12 protein-coding genes are annotated in these 16,319 nt (G+C 73.5%); 5 read left to right on the forward strand and 7 right to left on the reverse strand.

Going from position 1 to position 16,319, the window contains the following annotated elements; genetic code table 11:
* Positions 1-13 precede the first annotated feature (13 nt).
* Both EV385_RS04975 and EV385_RS04980 read right to left on the reverse strand, forming a co-directional pair.
* Positions 14-1,078 (reverse strand): LacI family DNA-binding transcriptional regulator, encoded by a 1,065-nt coding sequence (locus EV385_RS04975; protein WP_130508385.1) that lies wholly within the window; start codon positions 1,076-1,078, stop codon positions 14-16.
* Between the two features lie 92 nt (positions 1,079-1,170).
* On the reverse strand, positions 1,171-2,874 hold the full coding sequence (locus EV385_RS04980; protein ID WP_130508386.1) for an alkaline phosphatase family protein: 1,704 nt from the start codon (positions 2,872-2,874) through the stop codon (positions 1,171-1,173).
* A 235-nt stretch (positions 2,875-3,109) separates the two neighbouring features.
* On the opposite strand from EV385_RS04980, the gene EV385_RS04985 reads away from it, so the two are divergent.
* The 5 genes from EV385_RS04985 to EV385_RS05005 all read left to right on the forward strand — a co-directional run bounded on the left by EV385_RS04985 (position 3,110) and on the right by EV385_RS05005 (position 9,968).
* Positions 3,110-3,757 (forward strand): TetR/AcrR family transcriptional regulator, encoded by a 648-nt coding sequence (locus EV385_RS04985; RefSeq protein ID WP_242624711.1) that lies wholly within the window; start codon positions 3,110-3,112, stop codon positions 3,755-3,757.
* A 1-nt stretch (position 3,758) separates the two neighbouring features.
* Positions 3,759-5,495 carry an ABC transporter ATP-binding protein gene (locus tag EV385_RS04990; RefSeq protein WP_130508388.1) on the forward strand — a complete coding sequence of 579 codons (1,737 nt, stop codon included), beginning with the start codon at positions 3,759-3,761 and terminating at the stop codon, positions 5,493-5,495.
* 91 nt (positions 5,496-5,586) lie between these two features.
* Positions 5,587-7,560 carry an ABC transporter ATP-binding protein gene (locus EV385_RS04995; protein ID WP_130508389.1) on the forward strand — a complete coding sequence of 658 codons (1,974 nt, stop codon included), beginning with the start codon at positions 5,587-5,589 and terminating at the stop codon, positions 7,558-7,560.
* 115 nt (positions 7,561-7,675) lie between these two features.
* Positions 7,676-8,515 carry a glycoside hydrolase family 16 protein gene (locus EV385_RS05000; protein WP_130508390.1) on the forward strand — a complete coding sequence of 280 codons (840 nt, stop codon included), beginning with the start codon at positions 7,676-7,678 and terminating at the stop codon, positions 8,513-8,515.
* 37 nt (positions 8,516-8,552) lie between these two features.
* Complete coding sequence (locus tag EV385_RS05005) at positions 8,553-9,968, forward strand: hypothetical protein (protein WP_423203017.1); 1,416 nt, start codon at positions 8,553-8,555, stop codon at positions 9,966-9,968.
* Here the strand turns inward: EV385_RS05005 and EV385_RS05010 are convergent.
* The 5 genes from EV385_RS05010 to EV385_RS05030 are packed head-to-tail and all read right to left on the reverse strand — an operon-like array spanning position 9,908 to position 16,309.
* Positions 9,908-10,795, reverse strand: a complete 888-nt coding sequence (locus EV385_RS05010; RefSeq protein WP_130508391.1) for a sulfotransferase — start codon at positions 10,793-10,795, stop codon at positions 9,908-9,910. The genes EV385_RS05005 and EV385_RS05010 overlap by 61 nt on opposite strands.
* Positions 10,792-12,393, reverse strand: coding sequence for a lipopolysaccharide biosynthesis protein (locus tag EV385_RS05015; protein WP_130508392.1), 1,602 nt, complete (start codon positions 12,391-12,393; stop codon positions 10,792-10,794). The genes EV385_RS05010 and EV385_RS05015 overlap by 4 nt, the downstream gene beginning before the upstream one ends.
* Positions 12,390-13,760: an O-antigen ligase family protein gene (locus EV385_RS05020; protein ID WP_242624712.1), complete on the reverse strand. Its 1,371-nt coding sequence runs from the start codon at positions 13,758-13,760 to the stop codon at positions 12,390-12,392. Before EV385_RS05020 ends, EV385_RS05015 begins: the two co-directional genes overlap by 4 nt.
* A complete protein-coding gene (locus EV385_RS05025) occupies positions 13,753-14,676 on the reverse strand; it encodes a glycosyltransferase family 2 protein (protein WP_242624713.1) in 924 nt (307 codons plus the stop codon). Before EV385_RS05025 ends, EV385_RS05020 begins: the two co-directional genes overlap by 8 nt.
* Entirely contained in the window at positions 14,669-16,309 is a 1,641-nt protein-coding gene (locus tag EV385_RS05030; RefSeq protein ID WP_130508393.1) for a hypothetical protein, read from the reverse strand. Before EV385_RS05030 ends, EV385_RS05025 begins: the two co-directional genes overlap by 8 nt.
* Positions 16,310-16,319: the final 10 nt, after the last annotated feature.

The following is a 16,319-nucleotide window of genomic DNA, read 5'->3' on the forward strand; positions in this document are numbered from 1 at the left end:
CCCAGGGCGGGAATTACGCCCTGGCGACGGGTGGAGCGGTCGAGTCGCGTACCACCAGTGACGTGCCGAGCACCTGGTGTGGGTGCTGGTCCTCACCCCGGATCGCGGAGATCAGGAAGTCGGCGGCCGTCCGGCCCTTGGTCACGATCGGCTGGCGCACCGTGGTCAACCGGGGGCGGAACCATGCAGACTCCGCGAGATCGTCGAAACCGGTCACGGAGACCTCACCGGGCACGTCGACGCCGAGCTCGTGCAGCGCGTCCACGGCCCCGTACGCCAGCACGTCCGACAGCGCCAGGATCGCGGTCGGCCGGTGCTGCGCCATCAGCGCCCGGGTCACCTGATACCCGTCCGTACGGGTCACCGGCACCTCGGCCATGGGCACGTCCGCCCACGTCATGCCCACCTCGGCCAGCGCCTCCGCGATGCCGTCCAGGCGGCGGGCCAGCGGCCCCCAGTGCTCGCCCGGCTCCGGGCCGCCGGCACCGATGGACACCACCGCGATGCGGCGATGCCCCAGCTCCAGCAGATGCCGGGTGACGTCGCGGGCGCCGCCCTGGTCGTCCACGTCCACGCTGGGCGCCCCGGACTGCCCGTCGCTGTCGATCAGCACGAACGGGATGTTGCGCCGCTGCAACTCGGCGACCTCGCCCCGGTCGGTCTCCAGCCCGCAGACGATGAAGCCGTCCACCGCCGCGTACGGAATCGCCTTGAGCACCGAATCCTGCAGCGGCGGGGTCAGCAGCAGGGTGTAGCCCTCCTGGTCGCACACCTGCCCGGCACCCATGAGGAAACGCGCGTAGTACGGGTTCTCCAGGATCCGGGCCAGCCGCTGCGGCAGCAGCACCCCCAGCGACTGGGTGGCCCCGGACTGCAGCATCCGCGCGAGGGTGTTCGGCGTGTACCCGATCTCCTGGGCGACCGCCATGATCCGGTCCCGCGTCGCGGCCGAGATGCGCTGCGGGTTGTTGAAAGCGAACGACACCGCCGAGCGGGAGACCCCGGCCGCCGCGGCCACGTCACCCGAGGTCGGCTTGCGGCCTCTGCCCGGCTCGGCACCGGACCTCTTCGATGCCATGCGCCCCGATTCCGCAGATGTGATGGGCGATCACGATATCGCGCTCAACACCCCGCGCGCCGTACGGGACCGGCGCGGCGCGCGGGAGCACCTCAGTGCGGGTCCCCCTGCGGGCCGAAGGTGGTCAGGAAGCGGTCCCGGAACGCCTCCATCGGCCACACCGGAGCCTGCGCCCCGGGCTTCAGCCCGTCCTGCCAGCCCCAACCCGCGATCCGGTCCAGCACCTTGGGGTCCTTGGCCACGATCGTGACCGGCACGTCGTGGCTGGCGCCCTCACCGGTGACGATCGGGGCGGGCTGGTGGTCGCCGAGGAAGACCAGCACGAGGTTGTCGTCGCCGTACTTCTGCGCCCAGGAGGTCAGCGCCGAGACGGAGTAGGCGACGGACTTCGCGTACTCGGTGCGCACCCGCTTCGGGTCCTTCCACACCTGGTCCGCGGACTGTCCCGCAGCGGCCTGAGCGCCGAAGACCGAGCCGTCACCCACCGCGTCCCAGTCGATCATCTGCGGCAGTGGCGCCCACGGGGTGTGGCTGGAGCTCAGCGTTACCTCCGCGAACAGGGGACCACGCCCGGCCCGGCCGAACTCGTTGCGCTGCATCGCCGCGAGGGTGTACTGGTCCGGCATCCGCGACCAGCTGAACTGCGGTCCCCGGTAGCCCAGGTTCCGCGCGTCCCAGACCCGCTGGTAGCCGTAGAAGTCGCCCTCGGGCCACGCGTACGTGTTGTTCGGCTCGAAGCCGACGGTGTCCCAGCCCGCCCGCTTGAACGCCCCGGTCAGGGTGAGCCGGTCGGTGGAGACGAGGCTGCGGTAGCGCTGCTGATTGTCGATGGACAGCCCGGACTGCAGCGTCGAGTGGGCCAGCCAGCTGTACCCGCCGAACGTGGGCGAGGTCAGCCACGCGCTGCGGGTGGCGAACCCGGCCGCGGTGAGCTGCCTGGTGCCGTCGGCCAGCGCCGGGTCGACGTACTGCGCCAGCGCCGGGTCGTCGATCGCGGACCGGCCATAGCTCTCGATGAAGGACACCACTACGTCCTTGCCGGCCAGGTGGGTGAGCAGCTGGCTGCCCGGGATGTCGCCGAAGCCGTCCACCTCGACGGCGCGCTCGAACGCCCGCTGGTCGTGCACGCCCTGACGGACCAGCAGGGCCCGATCGCGGACGAAGTCCGCCTCACTGCGCGAGGCGACCGGCAGCCCGGGCACCACCTGGACGCCGAGTGTCGCGCAGACCACCCAGGCGGCGGTGAGCCCGATCCCGGTGCGGGTGGCGGCGGTGCGGTGCCGCCCGGCGACCCGGGACAGCCGCAGCGCGGCCAGCGCCAGCAGCACCACCACGGCCAGCGCGAGCACCACCACCCCGGCCGCCGCGGCGCGCGCCCCGGCGCGGCCGATCGAGTCCTCCACCACCCCGAGGCCGTCGTCCAGCAGGCCCCAGTCGGCCACCAGGTCGAACTGCCGGTTCAGGAACGACCAGAAGCCCAGGTCGAGCGCCTTGACCAGGGTCAGCAGGCCGAGCATGGTGCCACCGAGCAGCGCCACCACGCCGCGTACGCGGCCCGGCAGCACCAGCAGGACCGCGACCGCGATCAGCGCCTCCACCGGCACCCGCAGGAAGGCGGCCGGGGTGAGCTGGCCGAGCTGGTTCGGCAGCAGCAGGGCCGCGACGATCAGGGCGGCGGACAGGACCGTCAGCGTACGGCGCAGCACGATCCGCCAGGTGCGCCGCGGCACGGCCCCGGCGTCGGGGTTGTCCGTGCGGGCGGGCGGCGGCGGACGCAAGCGGGTGAGAAGCGACACCGGGATTCCTTCGATACTTGGCGGAGCAGCGACAGCACTTAGTGACACGTCCGTGCCGCCGGGTCGGTTCACCAGCACGGGGTCGGCGACCCTACACCGGTGAACTCGATCATCTACGGCCCATGCCGGATCGCCTGAAGAAGGAGGTCACCCGGTCCGATCGGGTGACCGGCGGGCGACGCCCATGACAAAATACCGGTGGCTGAGTGAGTACTCGCTCATTAGTATCGGCCGGGTGACATCCCAGGAACGCCGCCGCCGGGTCCCCGCCCTGGCGCCCGAGGAACGCCGCGCCGCGCTGGTCGCCGCGACCGTGCCGCTGCTGCACCGCTGCGGGCTGGAGGTGAGCACCCGGCAGATCGCCCAGGCCGCGGGCGTGGCCGAGGGCACCATCTTCGGCGTCTTCCCCGACAAGCAGTCGCTGGTCGTGGCCGCGCTGACGCAGGCCCTCGACCCGCAGCCGACCCTGGACGCGCTGGCCGCCATCGACCCCCGCGCCGGGCTGCGGGAACGCATGACCGAGGCCGCGGACCTGATCCACCGGCGCTTCGCGGGCAACGCCCACCTGATGGCCGGGGCCCGCCGCCTCGCCGGGACAGCGGGCGCCGACCCGGAGACCAGGCACGCCATGGCCGCCGCCCGGGAACGGCTGCTCGCGGCGCTCACCGCGGTCATCGAACCCGACGCGGCGCGGCTGCGCCGCTCCCCCACCGCCGTCGCCCGGCTGCTGCTGCTGTTCTGCGGGGCCAACACGTACGGGCCGTTCGGCGACCCGGAGCACCTCGACGGCGCCGAGACGGTGTCGCTGCTGCTCGACGGCCTGCTGAACGACTCCGACCAAGATCACCGTCCCACCCGGACCGAGACCCCGAAGGTGCCATGAGGTGCTGATCAAACTCATGCGGGCGCAACTGCGCCCGTACCGCCGAGAAATCGCGCTCATCGTCGCGTTCCAGTTCCTGCAGACGCTGGCGACGCTCTACCTGCCCACCCTCAACGCCGACATCATCGACAAGGGCGTGGTCACCGGCGACACCGGCTACGTGATCCGGACCGGCGCCACGATGCTCGGCATCACGCTCATCCAGATCGCCGCGCAGATCGTCGCGGTCTACTACGGCGCGCGCACCGCCATGGCGGTGGGCCGCGACGTCCGGGCCGCGATCTTCGCCCGGGTGCAGGACTTCTCGGCCCGCGAGGTCGGCCAGTTCGGCGCGCCGTCGCTGATCACCCGGACCACCAACGACGTCCAGCAGGTACAGATGCTGGTGCTGATGACCTTCACCCTGCTGGTCTCGGCGCCCATCATGTGCGTCGGCGGCATCGTGCTGGCGCTGCGCCAGGACGTACCGTTGTCCGCCCTGCTCCTGGTCATCGTGCCCATCCTGATCATCCTGATCGGACTGATCATCGCCCGGATGCGGCCGCTGTTCCGGTCCATGCAGGAGCGCATCGACCGGGTCAACCGGGTCATGCGCGAACAGATCGCGGGCATCCGGGTCATCCGGGCCTTCGTCCGCGACGAGCACGAACAGGACCGGTACGGCGAGGCCAGCCAGGACCTGATGGACGTGTCGCTGCGCGCCGGGCGGCTGATGGCCCTGATGTTCCCGACCGTGATGCTCGTGGTGAACGTCTCCAGCGGGGCCGTGCTCTGGTTCGGTGCGCACCGCATCGACTCCGGTGGGATGCAGATCGGCGCGCTCACCGCGTTCCTCAGCTACCTCATGCAGATCCTCATGGCGATCATGATGGCCACGTTCATGTTCATCATGATCCCGCGCGCCGAGGTGTGCGCCGACCGGATCGTGGAGGTGCTGGGCACCGAGTCCAGCGTCCGCCCGCCCACCGACCCGGTACGGGAGCTGCGCAGCCACGGCCACCTGGAACTGCGCGACGTCGACTTCCGGTACCCGGGGGCCGAGGCCTCCGTACTGTGCGGGGTGGGACTGGTGGCCCGCCCGGGTGAGGTCACCGCGATCATCGGCAGTACGGGCAGCGGCAAGACCACCCTGCTCAACCTCGCGCCCCGGCTGTTCGACGTCACCGGTGGGCAGGTGCTGGTCGGCGGCGTCGACGTGCGGGAACTGGACGGCACGCTGCTGTCGCGCACGGTCGGCCTGGTGCCGCAGAAGCCGTACCTGTTCACCGGGACGGTCGCCTCGAACCTGCGCTACGGCAACCCCGACGCCACCGACGAGGAGCTGTGGCAGGCGCTGGAGGTGGCGCAGGCCCGCGAGTTCGTGGAGCGGATGGACGGCGGGCTCTCCGCGCGCATCGCCCAGGGCGGCACGAACGTCTCCGGCGGACAGCGGCAGCGCCTGGCCATCGCCCGGGTGCTCGTGCAGCGGCCCGAGATCTACCTCTTCGACGACTCGTTCTCGGCGCTCGACTACGCCACGGACGCGGCGCTGCGGGCCGCGCTCGCGCACCGCACCGCCGACGCCACCGTGGTCATCGTGGCGCAGCGGGTCAGCACGATCCGCGACGCCGACCGGATCGTCGTGCTGGACGACGGCGTCGTGGTCGGCGCCGGCACCCACGGCGAACTGATGGACACCAACCCGACGTACCGGGAGATCGTGCTCTCCCAGCTCACGGAGCAGGAGGCAGCCGCATGACCGAGTGCACCGAGCGCAGCGAGGGCCGCGAGGGCATGTCTGGAAGGCACAGCATGACCGAGTGCAGCGAGGGCATGTCCGGAGGCGGGGAATGACGGCGCCGGCCCGGCGGCCCCCGGCGGGTCCGCCCATGGGCGGACCCGCCGCGCGGATGATGGCCGGGGGGATGCCGCCGGAGAAGCTGGAGGACTTCCGGGGCTCCACGAAACGGCTGCTCGGGCTGATGCGGCCGCACCGGTGGCTGGTCGCGATGGTGCTGGGGCTCGGCGGCGGCAGCGTCTTCCTGTCCGTACTCGGGCCGCTACTGCTCGGGCACGGCACCGACCTGATCTTCTCCGGCGTGGTCGGCAAGATGCTGGGCGAGACGATGCCCGGGGCGAGCAAGGCCGAGGCGGTGGCCGCGCTGCGGGCCCAGGGCCAGAACAACCGCGCGGACATGCTGGCGTCCATGGACGTCGTGCCCGGCCAGGGCATCGACTTCAACCAGCTGGCGCACCTGCTGGCCTGGGTGTTCGTGGTGTACGCCGGCGCCTGGATCTTCGGCGTGCTGCAGGGTCGGCTGACCGCCCGGGTCGTGCAGGCCACCGTGTTCCAGTTGCGGGCGGAGGTGGAGGCCAAGCTGTCGCGGCTGCCGCTGTCCTACTTCGACAAGCAGCCGCGCGGCGAGGTGCTCAGCCGGGCCACCAACGACACCGACAACATCGCCCAGACCCTGCAGCAGACGTTCGCCCAGCTCGTCACCGCGCTCCTGATGATCATCGGGGTGCTGGGCATGATGTTCTGGATCTCGCCGCTGCTGGCGCTCATCGCGGTGCTGACCGTACCGGTGTCCGTGCTGATCACGACCGTGATCGGCAAACGGGCCCAGCCGCAGTTCGTGACGCAGTGGGGCACCACCGGCCGCCTGAACGGCCACATCGAGGAGATGTTCACCGGGCACTCGCTGGTGCGGGTCTTCGGCCGCCAGGCCCAGGCCGCCGCCACCTTCCGGCAGCACAACGAGAAACTGTACGCGTCAAGCTTCCGCGCCCAGTTCATCTCCGGGCTGATCCAGCCCGCGATGATGTTCATCGGCAACCTGAACTACGTGCTGGTCGCCGTGGTGGGCGGCCTGCGGGTGGCCTCGGGCAGCCTGTCGCTGGGCGACGTGCAGGCGTTCATCCAGTACTCGCGGCAGTTCAGCCAGCCGCTGACCCAGGTGGCCAGCATGGCGAACCTCGTGCAGTCCGGGGTGGCCTCGGCCGAACGGGTGTTCGCGCTGCTCGACGCGGACGAGCAGAGCCCCGACCCGGAGGGCCCGGTGCTGCCCGGCCCGGTACGCGGCCGGATCGCGTTCGAGGACGTGTCGTTCCGCTACCTGCCCGACAAGCCGCTGATCGACCACCTGTCGCTGACCGTCGAACCCGGACAGACCGTGGCGATCGTCGGCCCGACCGGCGCGGGCAAGACCACCCTGGTCAACCTGCTCATGCGCTTCTACGAGGTGACCGGCGGGCGGATCACCCTGGACGGGGTGGACATCGCCACCATGCCCCGCCCGGAGCTGCGCGAACACATGGGCATGGTGCTGCAGGACGCCTGGCTGTTCGGCGGCACGATCGCGGAGAACATCGCGTACGCCGCCGACGACCCGACCCCGGAGAAGATCGCCGCGGCGGCCGAGGCGGCGCACGTGGACGGGTTCGTGCGCATGCTCCCGGACGGCTACGACACCGTCATCGACGAGGACGGCTCGAACGTCAGCGCCGGGCAGAAGCAGCTCATCACGATCGCCCGGGCGTTCCTGGCCGAGCCGAGCATCCTCATCCTCGACGAGGCGACCAGCTCGGTCGACACCCGGACCGAGGTGCTGATCCAGCGGGCGATGAACTCGCTGCGCGCGGGCCGGACCAGCTTCGTCATCGCGCACCGGCTCTCCACGATCCGCGACGCGGACGTCATCCTGGTCATGGAGTCCGGGGCGATCGTGGAGCACGGCACCCACGACGAGCTGATCACCACGGGCGGCGCGTACGCCCGGCTGTACTCGGCCCAGTTCGCCGAGGCCGCGGTCGAGGTGGACTGAGGCGCGGGCCGGCAGCGGCGGGGCGGCCCATCCGGCCGCCCCGCCACCGTCTCGCTATCCTCGCCCCCGACCGGCGACGCCGGACGACCCGCCGCCCCGGAGGTACCCACCGCCCATGCCACGCCCGGCCCGCCCGCCCGTCCGGTACCGGCGAGCGCTCGCGGCGCTCGTGCTCGGCGCGGCCGTGCTGGCGATCCCCGGCGACGCCCCGGGTGCCCCGGGGACACCCGCGCCGGCCGGCGGCGGCTGGCGCCTCGCCTGGTCCGACGAGTTCGACGGCACCGGCCTCGACCGGAGCCGGTGGAACCTGCGCCGCCGCGAAGGCCGCGACGTCGACTCGGGATGCAGTGTGGACAGCCCACGGAACGCCTTCGTCACCGGCGGCACCCTCACCCTGCGCGCACTGCGCGAGGACGTGCCGTGCGGCCGGGCCACGCGCCGGTACACGCAGGCGTACCTGGACACCATCGGCAAGGCGTCGTGGACGTACGGCCGGTTCGAGATCCGCGCCAGGTCACCGGGCGGACCGCGCACCTCGGCCGGAATCTGGCCCGCGTTCTGGCTGCGCCCGGACGACGCCGGGCACGGCGAGATCGACGTGACGGAACTGCCCGGCGGCGCCGCCTGGTACGACCGATTTACCGTGGCCATCTTCCACGACTACTCGCCGGTGAAGCAGGACACCAGGATCGCACTCCCCGGCGGTGGTCACCCCGGCGACGGCTTCCACACGTACGCGACGGAGTGGGACCCCACCGCGCTGCGCTGGTACGTGGACGGCACCCTGGTGTGGAGCCGGGATCGCGGCACGACGGGGTGGTTCGACGAGGTGTTCCACAAGCCGTACAACATCCGGCTCAACCTGCAGGTCGGCGGGTGGCTCGGGGAGCCGGACGCGCGGACCGCCTTCCCCGCCGACTTCGTCGTCGACTACGTGCGGGTGTACCAGCGCTGAGCCGACCGCCGTACCGGCGGGCCGCTATTGTGTGCGCGTGCGGCAGCATTCCATCCGCGTCGATGTCCCGGGGCAGCGCGCGCCGTCGGACCCGCTCGCCGGCCCCGCCGCGAGCCCCGGGGATCCGCGCGGGCGTGGCGACGGGCTGGGCTGGGTGACCCGGGCGGTGTTCGGCGACTCCCGGCTGCGGCTCAGCCTCGGCGCCGACGCGGGCGCCACGCTCGCGTACGCCGTGGTCCCGTCGCTGGAGCGGGCCCGGTTCCTGCTGCCCCTGGCCGGGCGGCGGGTGACCGCCGGGTCCGTGCTGGCGTACAACGCGCTGCGGCCACCCCGGGTCCGCGCCGGACGGGCCGCCGTGGGATTGCTGGCCTGGGCCGGGGCGCTGCGGCTGACCGGGGCGCCGGTGCTGTCCGTGCACGTGCCTGCCGGGGTCGAGCCGGGCGAGGTGCTGCTCTGCGCCCATCTGGCCGGCCTGCTCGGCGTGCCCGGGCTGCACGCCGCCATCGGCATCCGGCCACCCGACCCCCACCACAAGCCGACCCTGCAACTGTTCGACGACGCGGGACGGCCGCGCGGGTACGCGAAGATCGGCTGGAACGACGGCACCCGGGCGATGGTCCGCGCGGAGGCGGCCTGCCTGGCCGACCTGCCCCGGCCCGGCGGCGCGCTGCCCGTGGTGCCGGGGCTGGTCCTGCACACCCGTTGGCAGGACCGGGAGGTCGCGGTCGTGGCGCCGATGCCCCGGCGCGTCCGCCGCCTGCGCGGCCCCGACCGGCCCCGGCTGGCCGCGATGCTCGCGGTCGCCCGCCGGGGCGGCCCGGCCACGGCACCTCGGCCGCTGCGCGACGCACCGCTGCTGGACGACTGGCGCCGCCGGGCGGCAGGTGCCCCGGCGGTCGCGCCATCCGGGGCGCACCCGGCCGCGATGTCCATCGGCGAGGCCATCGACGCGATCGGGGCCCGCGACGGGGATCTCGCATGCGAATTCGGGGACTGGCACGGTGACTGGGTGCCCTGGAACATGGCCCGGCACCGGGGCCGCCTGTACCTGTGGGACTGGGAGAACCGGGGATCCGGCGTACCGGTCGGCTTCGACCTCGCCCATCAGGCGTTCCAGACGGCGCTGTCACTGCACGGGCGGCCCGCCGCGGACTGCGCGGCCGCCGCCGACGCGGCACTGCGCCGGTACGGGCCGGGCCTGGGGCTCGACGCGGCCCGCCAGCGGCTGGTGGCCGACGCGTACCTGGTGGAGCTGTGGCTGCGCACCTACGAGCTGTCGGCCGGCGGAGCCGGGTGGAATCCGCGGTTGCATCCCGCCCTGCTGCACCTGCTGACGGAGCGGCTCGGTCCCGGCCCGGCGAGCCGGGCCGCCAGGAGCGACGTTCCGCCCGATCAGGACCAGTCGAAGGACATCCCCAGCCGCGCGGACAGCGCCGCGTTGTACGGCCGGTAGTACGCGGTCAGCTCCGCCCGCACCTGTTCGTCCATGCCCCGGCCCGGCCGGTCGTTGAACACGTCGTACGACGGCAGCTCGTGGCGCGGCAACTGGAGGAAGTCGAGCACCCCCGCGTACGTGGCGGCGGGTTCGCGGTACAGCGTCTCGCTCGGCACGAACAGCAACCGGCGGCGGTCGAACCGGCGCAGCCACGGCTCCAGGTGCTCCAGGTACCGGCCCCGCGCCCGGTACGAATACCAGTCGTACGCCGTACTGTGCGAGCCCGGTTCGGCGATCAGCCGCTCCCGCTCCCCCGCCGTGCGTTCCGGCTCGGCCGCCAGCGCCGCCGCGAAGTCCAGCGGCTCCACGCCCTCCGTGCGCCGTTCCTTCCAGTGCGAGAACGCCCGCTGCACCGGGTCGCGCAGCAGCACGATGATCCGGGCCCCGGGCATCAGCGTGGCGACGCGGTCCGCCGCCAGCGGATGGAACATGTACAGCGGCGCCGCCTCCCCGACCCGGGACGGGGCGCCGTGCCGGCGCTCCAGGGCGGCCCGCTGCCGCTGCGTCGGGAAGTGCGAGCGGTACCACGCCTCCCCCCGCGACCAGTTCTCCTCGAAGAAGTGCGAGGTCTTGGTGTTCCACGCGGGGAACAGGCGCGGCACGAGCGGATGGCGCAGCAGGTAGCGCCACAGTGAGGTGGTGCCGCCCCGCTTGGTGCCGATGATCAGGAAGTCGGGCAGCGGGCGGCGGTCGCTGGTCCGCTGCCCGTAGCGGGCCAGCAGGTCGCGCACCCCCTCCCGGGCCTGCCGCGGTGCGGCCTGCTTGATGCGGTCCTTGACGGTCACGGAACAACCTCCGGTGTGTGCGGACGATCCGGGGGATGGAACGTCGATGCGGCGGGCGGGCGGCCCGCGACGCCGGGCTGATCCGGCCCGGCTCGGCCGGGCTGCGTCGCGCCGGGCTGATCCGGCGCGGTCCGGCCCGGGCGCAGCAGGACGAGCGCGGCGCGCAGGGCCGCGCGGACGCGGGCGCTGCGGAGAAGCGCGAGAGCGCCGATGGCGAGGAGGCCGAGCGTCAACGCCAGCCCACCCGGTCCACGGCCCCCGGCCGCGGCGCCCACGGCGGCCGCGGCGCCGGTTCCGGCGAGGGCGGCCAGGGCGGTACCCGCCACCGCACGTCCGGCCAGCGGCTCGCCCAGTACCCGCCGGACCAGGACGGCCGCGATGACGTTCTCCGTGACGATGCCGAGCGACCAGGCCACGGCCGCGCCCAGCGCACCGTGCCGGGGGACGAGCACGAGGCAGCCGATCAGGTACACGACCAGGCCGGTCGCGGCGGCGAGAAGGTGGCCGCGGCTGTTGCCGTTCATCAGCAGCACGGTCTGCACCGTGCCGACCCCCACGTTGACCAGCATCGCCACCGCCAGCACCGCCATCGGGGCGGCCCCGGCCGCGAACGGCGCGCCGAACAGCGCCAGGAACGCGGGCGCGAACACCGCCAGCAACAGGTACGCGGGCCAGGACAGCAGCACCACGACCGTGGTGACCCGCCGGTGGACCGCGGCCGCCTCGGGCGTGCGTCCCGCACCGAGCAGCCGGGACAGCTGCGGGGCGATCGCCACCCGCAGGCCCTGCATCACCAGGAGCCCGGCCAGCGCGTAGCGGCACACCGCGCCGAACACGCCGGCTTCGGCGGGCCCGGCCAGCGCGGCGGTGAGCAGCACCCCAAACCACATGCCACCCGCGTCGATCACCGTGGACACCGCGCGGGGCAGCGCGAATCCCCAGAACCGGCGCCGGTCCGCCGCCGTGGGCCGCAGGCGGGCACCCCGGCCCAGCCCGAGCGGCCCGGCCACCAGCAGCACCGCCGCCACCCCGGCGGCGGCCATCGGTAGCAGCCACCCGGCGAACGCGGCCGTCACCGAGCCACCGGCCGCGACCGCCGCGCCGATCAGCAGCGGACGCGCCACCGGCACCGCGACGAGCTGCACCCCGACGTACGCCGCGACCGGGCGGGTGGCCCGCAGCGCGGCCAGCAGCACGGTCGCTACGGCGAACACCGGCACCCCGGCGAACGCCAGCCGCACCAGCGTGGCGTCGCCCGAGCCGAGCAGTGCCGCGTCGACGGTGGGCGCGGCCACCCACCCGGCCGCCGCGACGACCGTGGCCAGCGCGAGGGTGGGCGCCACGGCCAGCGGCAGCAGCCGGGCCGCGTCTCCAGCCGGACCGGCGGCGCGGCGCGGCAGCGCCCACATCAGGGCGGTGTCCGCGCCGAGACAGCACAACGGACCGAGGATGCTGACCAGCCCGATGACGGCGAACATCGCGCCCGCCCCCGGCGCGCCCAGCACCCGGACGATCACCGCGGTCAGCACGAAACCGCACACGCCGTTCACGGCCGCGCCGAGCAGACCCAGCGCGCCGCTGCGGGCGATCGCGGTCATCGGGGAACTCCCGGATCGCGGTTGACCGCCCCGTCCACCGCGGCCAGGCCCAGCCCCACCCCGGCGAACAGCACCGACATGTTCGGATCGACGTACCCGTAGAACGGGGTGATCACGGCCGCGATGACGGGCAGCGCGCTGAGCCACAACCCGCTCGCCGACACGGCGGCGGACAGCCGCCGCGCCACCACGAGCAGCAGCAGGTAGTAGCAGGCCGCGGCGGGAATGCCGTAGCTGTACAGCAGCTGCCAGAGCAGGCCCTGGGTGCCGAGCGGCTCCACCGAATGGGTGGTGTCGACGGAGGTGGGCTGGCCGTAGCCGAGCAGCGGGGAGTGCAGGACCGCGGCCCACGTCTGCACGTACAGGTCGTAGCGGTCGATGTTGGTGTCCGTCGTGGAGGTCCGGTTCCGGATCAGGTCCACCACCGGGATGATCAGGGTGACCAGCCAACCCACCAGCAGGATCACCGCGACCGGCAGCAGCAGCCGCACCCGGCCCCGGGCGATCTCGCGGCCCAGCAGGTACAACACCCCGGCGCCGAGGCCGATGAACATGCCCCGGTTCAGGGTCAGGAACGCCGGGACCAGCGACAGTGGCAGCGATATCAGCAGGACCAGCCGCAGCGGGCCGCGCCGCACCGCCGTCAGGTACGCCAGCACGAACGGCACCAGGAACGCGAGCCCCGTCCCCCAGTTGTTCGTGTACGGGTACGGCGCCGCCGGCCGGTAGATCGGATTGGCGCTGTACGGGTTGAACTCGGTCGCGTCCAGGTGCGTCAGGTCCTGCAGGAACGGTTGCGCGGCCAACCCGACCGGCAGGGCCAGCTCCACGGGGCTGGCCGCGCTGAACCGGGGCGCCAGCACACCGAGCCAGCCCAGCGCCACCACCGCCACCCAGTACACGCACACCGGCGCCGCGACGCGCGCCCACGGCACCCGGTCCCGGGCCAGGTTGTACACGTACAGGCCGACCAGGAACGCAGTGACGAGCATGCCCAGCCGCAGGGAGAAGGTGGCCAGCGCGGTGGGCCGGTTCAGCCGTACCGCGCTGACCGCCACGATGCCGAGGAACACCAGCCACACGGTGGTGCCGGCCGGGAGCCGGATCCGCCCGCGCGTGGTGAGCAGCACGAACAGCAGCACCCCGAAGCACGGCCAGGCGAGCTGGAAGGCGCCGAGCGCCCACCACAGCGGCATGCACCCGAACATCGCGGTCAGCGGCCACACCGGCAGCCGCGCGGTGTGCACCACCCAGGCACCGCGGTCGCGTACCCCCGGCTCGACCGGCGCGACCGCCCGGGCCCGGACGGCGGCGACCGCCCGTACGGGCCACCGCAGCCGCCGGCCGCGCACGGCGGTGTCAGACACCGCGGCCCCGCCTCTGCGCCATCCGCAGTACCCGCTCGCCGGTGACCAGCCCGAGGATCACGGGCACGATGACCAGCACCCGTTTCTCGCGCCAGTTGAGCCGCAGCACCGCGGCGAGTTCCCGGATGGCCTCCAGCCGCCGGTTGCCGGCGGCCAGCGCGAACGCGATCTGACCCCGGATGCGGGCCGTGCCGGTACGGCTGAGCGCCAGCTCCGGATGTTTGCGCAGCAGGTAGCGCTGCGCCTCGACGATCGTGGCCCACCGGCCGAAGTAGAACGAGCCGCCGTGCCAGTCGACCACCACCAGCGGCTGCCGGCAGATCGCGATCGGGGTGTGTGCGGCCAGCCGCAGCAGCCACTCGTAGTCCTCGCTGTACCCGCCGGGAATGTCCTCGTCCACCTCCCCGGCCGCCAGCCAGGCCGAGCGGCGCAGCAGCATCGTGCTGGAGTGCACCTCCATCACCCGGTCGGCCAGCAGCTCGTCGAGGATGACCCGGTCGCGGGTGAGCACCCGTTCGGTGTCGATGCCGGGCCCCCGCAGGCGCAGCCCGCAGCTGACCGCGCCGACGGCCGGGTCGGCCAGCAGCGCCACCTGGCGGCTCAGCTTGGCGGGCAGCCAGATGTCGTCGTCGTCGCAGAACGCCAGCAGCTCGCCGGTGGCCGCGTCGACCCCGCTGTTTCGCCCGCCGGGCAGACCCGGGCGGCGCCCGTTGGAGATGACCTTCAACGTCCGGTAGGCGCCGATGGGCACGTCCAGCTCGCGGACGGGCACGTGGTCGTAGACGACGATGCATTCGACCGGGCCCGGGTAGACCTGGCCGAGGATCGCCGCGACGGCCCGTTCCAGCAGGCCGGGACGGTCCTTGGTGGCCACCACGACGCTGACCGACGGGTACGGCAGGGCGATTTCACCCACGCCGGCCCCCGGTGAGGACGAACCCGACGGCCTGGGCGCCGGCCGAGCGCAGCCGGTCCACGAGCCGGGTCAGCTCGGCGTTGCGGGTGCGGTCGCGGGCGACCACGAGCAGGGCCACCCCGGACTGCGCGGCCCGTACGCCGCGCTCGTCGGTGTCGGAGGGCGGCGCGTCCACCACGACCACCCCGTGGTCGGGCAGTTCCCCGAGGGGATGCAGGCGTACCGCGCCGCCGCCGATCAGCACGGCCAGCGGTCCCCGCCCGTCGGCCTCGTCGCCGGGGCGCGGCGCCAGCATCGGTGCCGCGCTCGGGCGCGACACGGCCGCCTCCATGACCATGGTGGCGTCGAGATCCGCGCCGGGCTGCATCCCCGCGACGGGCCGGGCGAAGCCGGGCCGCATCGGCAGGGCACCGCCCTGGGCGAGCCCGGGCCGGGCGGCCCCGTTGAGGCGCGGCGCGGCGTCGGCCTCGGGCAGCAGGCGGGGCCGGGGCGGGGTGCGCCGCTGCGCGGCGTACAGGATCTGCTTGAGCTCGGCCTCACTCTCGGCCGGGGCCGCCAGGTGCACGTCCTGGCCCGCCTCGGCCAGCGCCACCGCGAGGTTGCCGGTGACCACGGTGCGGCCCTCGTCGTCCCGGCCGGAGAGCACGACCAGCGGCCGGTCCGGATGGCGGCCGAGCCATTTCAGTACGGCCAGCGACACGTACCGGGCGTCGGCGGCCGCGGCCGCGTCACCGCCGCCGCCCGCGCGCACCACCCCGAGGGCGGGCACCCCGACCAGGTCGGCGGCCTGCTCGACGGAGCGTACCCGGCGGTCGAGCGCCTCCCGCGCGTGTGCGGCCATCAGGCCGAGCAGCGCGCCACCCAGCAGCGCGCCGAGCAGGTACAGCGCCGCGTTGTCGTGGCTGGACGGTACGGGGGTACGCGCCGCGGCCGTGATCGCGCCGGGGCTCAGGTCCGCCGAGGCGACCTTGGCGCGGGCGTTGGCCAGCTGGGCGAGCTGGTCGTTGAGCTTGCTGACCTGGTCCAGCATGGCCTGCACGCGCGGGGAGGCGGGGCCGGGCCTGGTCGTACCCTCCTCCGGCAGTTCCTTCTGCGCGGCCTTGCGCTGGCTGGTGACCTGTTTGATCGTGCTGTCGTAGGAGAGCAGCAGGGCGGCGCGCTGCTGCTGGTAGATGGCCTCCCGCACCTTCAGGTACGTCTGCGCGGCGGCGTTCGCCCCGGTGATCGCCTGCGCCTCGGTGTCGCCCGCGTACGCGAAGCGCAGGACCTGCCCGCCGGTGGGCACCTCCACCGAGAGCGCGTCGCGGACGTCGTCGGCGTCGCGGCCCAACGTCTGCGCGGTGGCGTCGACGACCTCGTTGCCCAGCGCGATGCCGTTCTCGGCGGTCATGTTGATGGCCCGGTCCGCGCCGCCCGCGGGCAGCGTGAACGGGTCGGTCACCACGGGACGCAGCACGACCACCGTGGTCGCGCGGTAGGTGGCGGGGAAGAAGATCAGGTAGCCGACGGTGGCCAGGACGACGGCCGCCGCGGTCGCCGCCACGGTCCGCCACCGGCGCACCGGGATCCGGACGACGTCGGCGAAGCCGACGACGCGCTGCCGGCCACCGGCGGCGGCATCAGTCACATCCATGGGTCTCTCC

Source organism: Krasilnikovia cinnamomea, assembly GCF_004217545.1.
Lineage (GTDB): Bacteria > Actinomycetota > Actinomycetes > Mycobacteriales > Micromonosporaceae > Actinoplanes > Actinoplanes cinnamomeus.

Bases quoted from the DNA above. Each gene is read 5' to 3' on its own strand.
- EV385_RS05030 (WP_130508393.1), bottom strand. From the start codon at position 16,309: ATGGATGTGACTGATGCCGCCGCCGGTGGCCGGCAGCGCGTCGTCGGC.
- EV385_RS05015 (WP_130508392.1), bottom strand. From the start codon at position 12,393: ATGACCGCGATCGCCCGCAGCGGCGCGCTGGGTCTGCTCGGCGCGGCC.
- EV385_RS04995 (WP_130508389.1), top strand. From the start codon at position 5,587: ATGACGGCGCCGGCCCGGCGGCCCCCGGCGGGTCCGCCCATGGGCGGA.
- EV385_RS05000 (WP_130508390.1), top strand. From the start codon at position 7,676: ATGCCACGCCCGGCCCGCCCGCCCGTCCGGTACCGGCGAGCGCTCGCG.
- EV385_RS04975 (WP_130508385.1), bottom strand. From the start codon at position 1,078: ATGGCATCGAAGAGGTCCGGTGCCGAGCCGGGCAGAGGCCGCAAGCCG.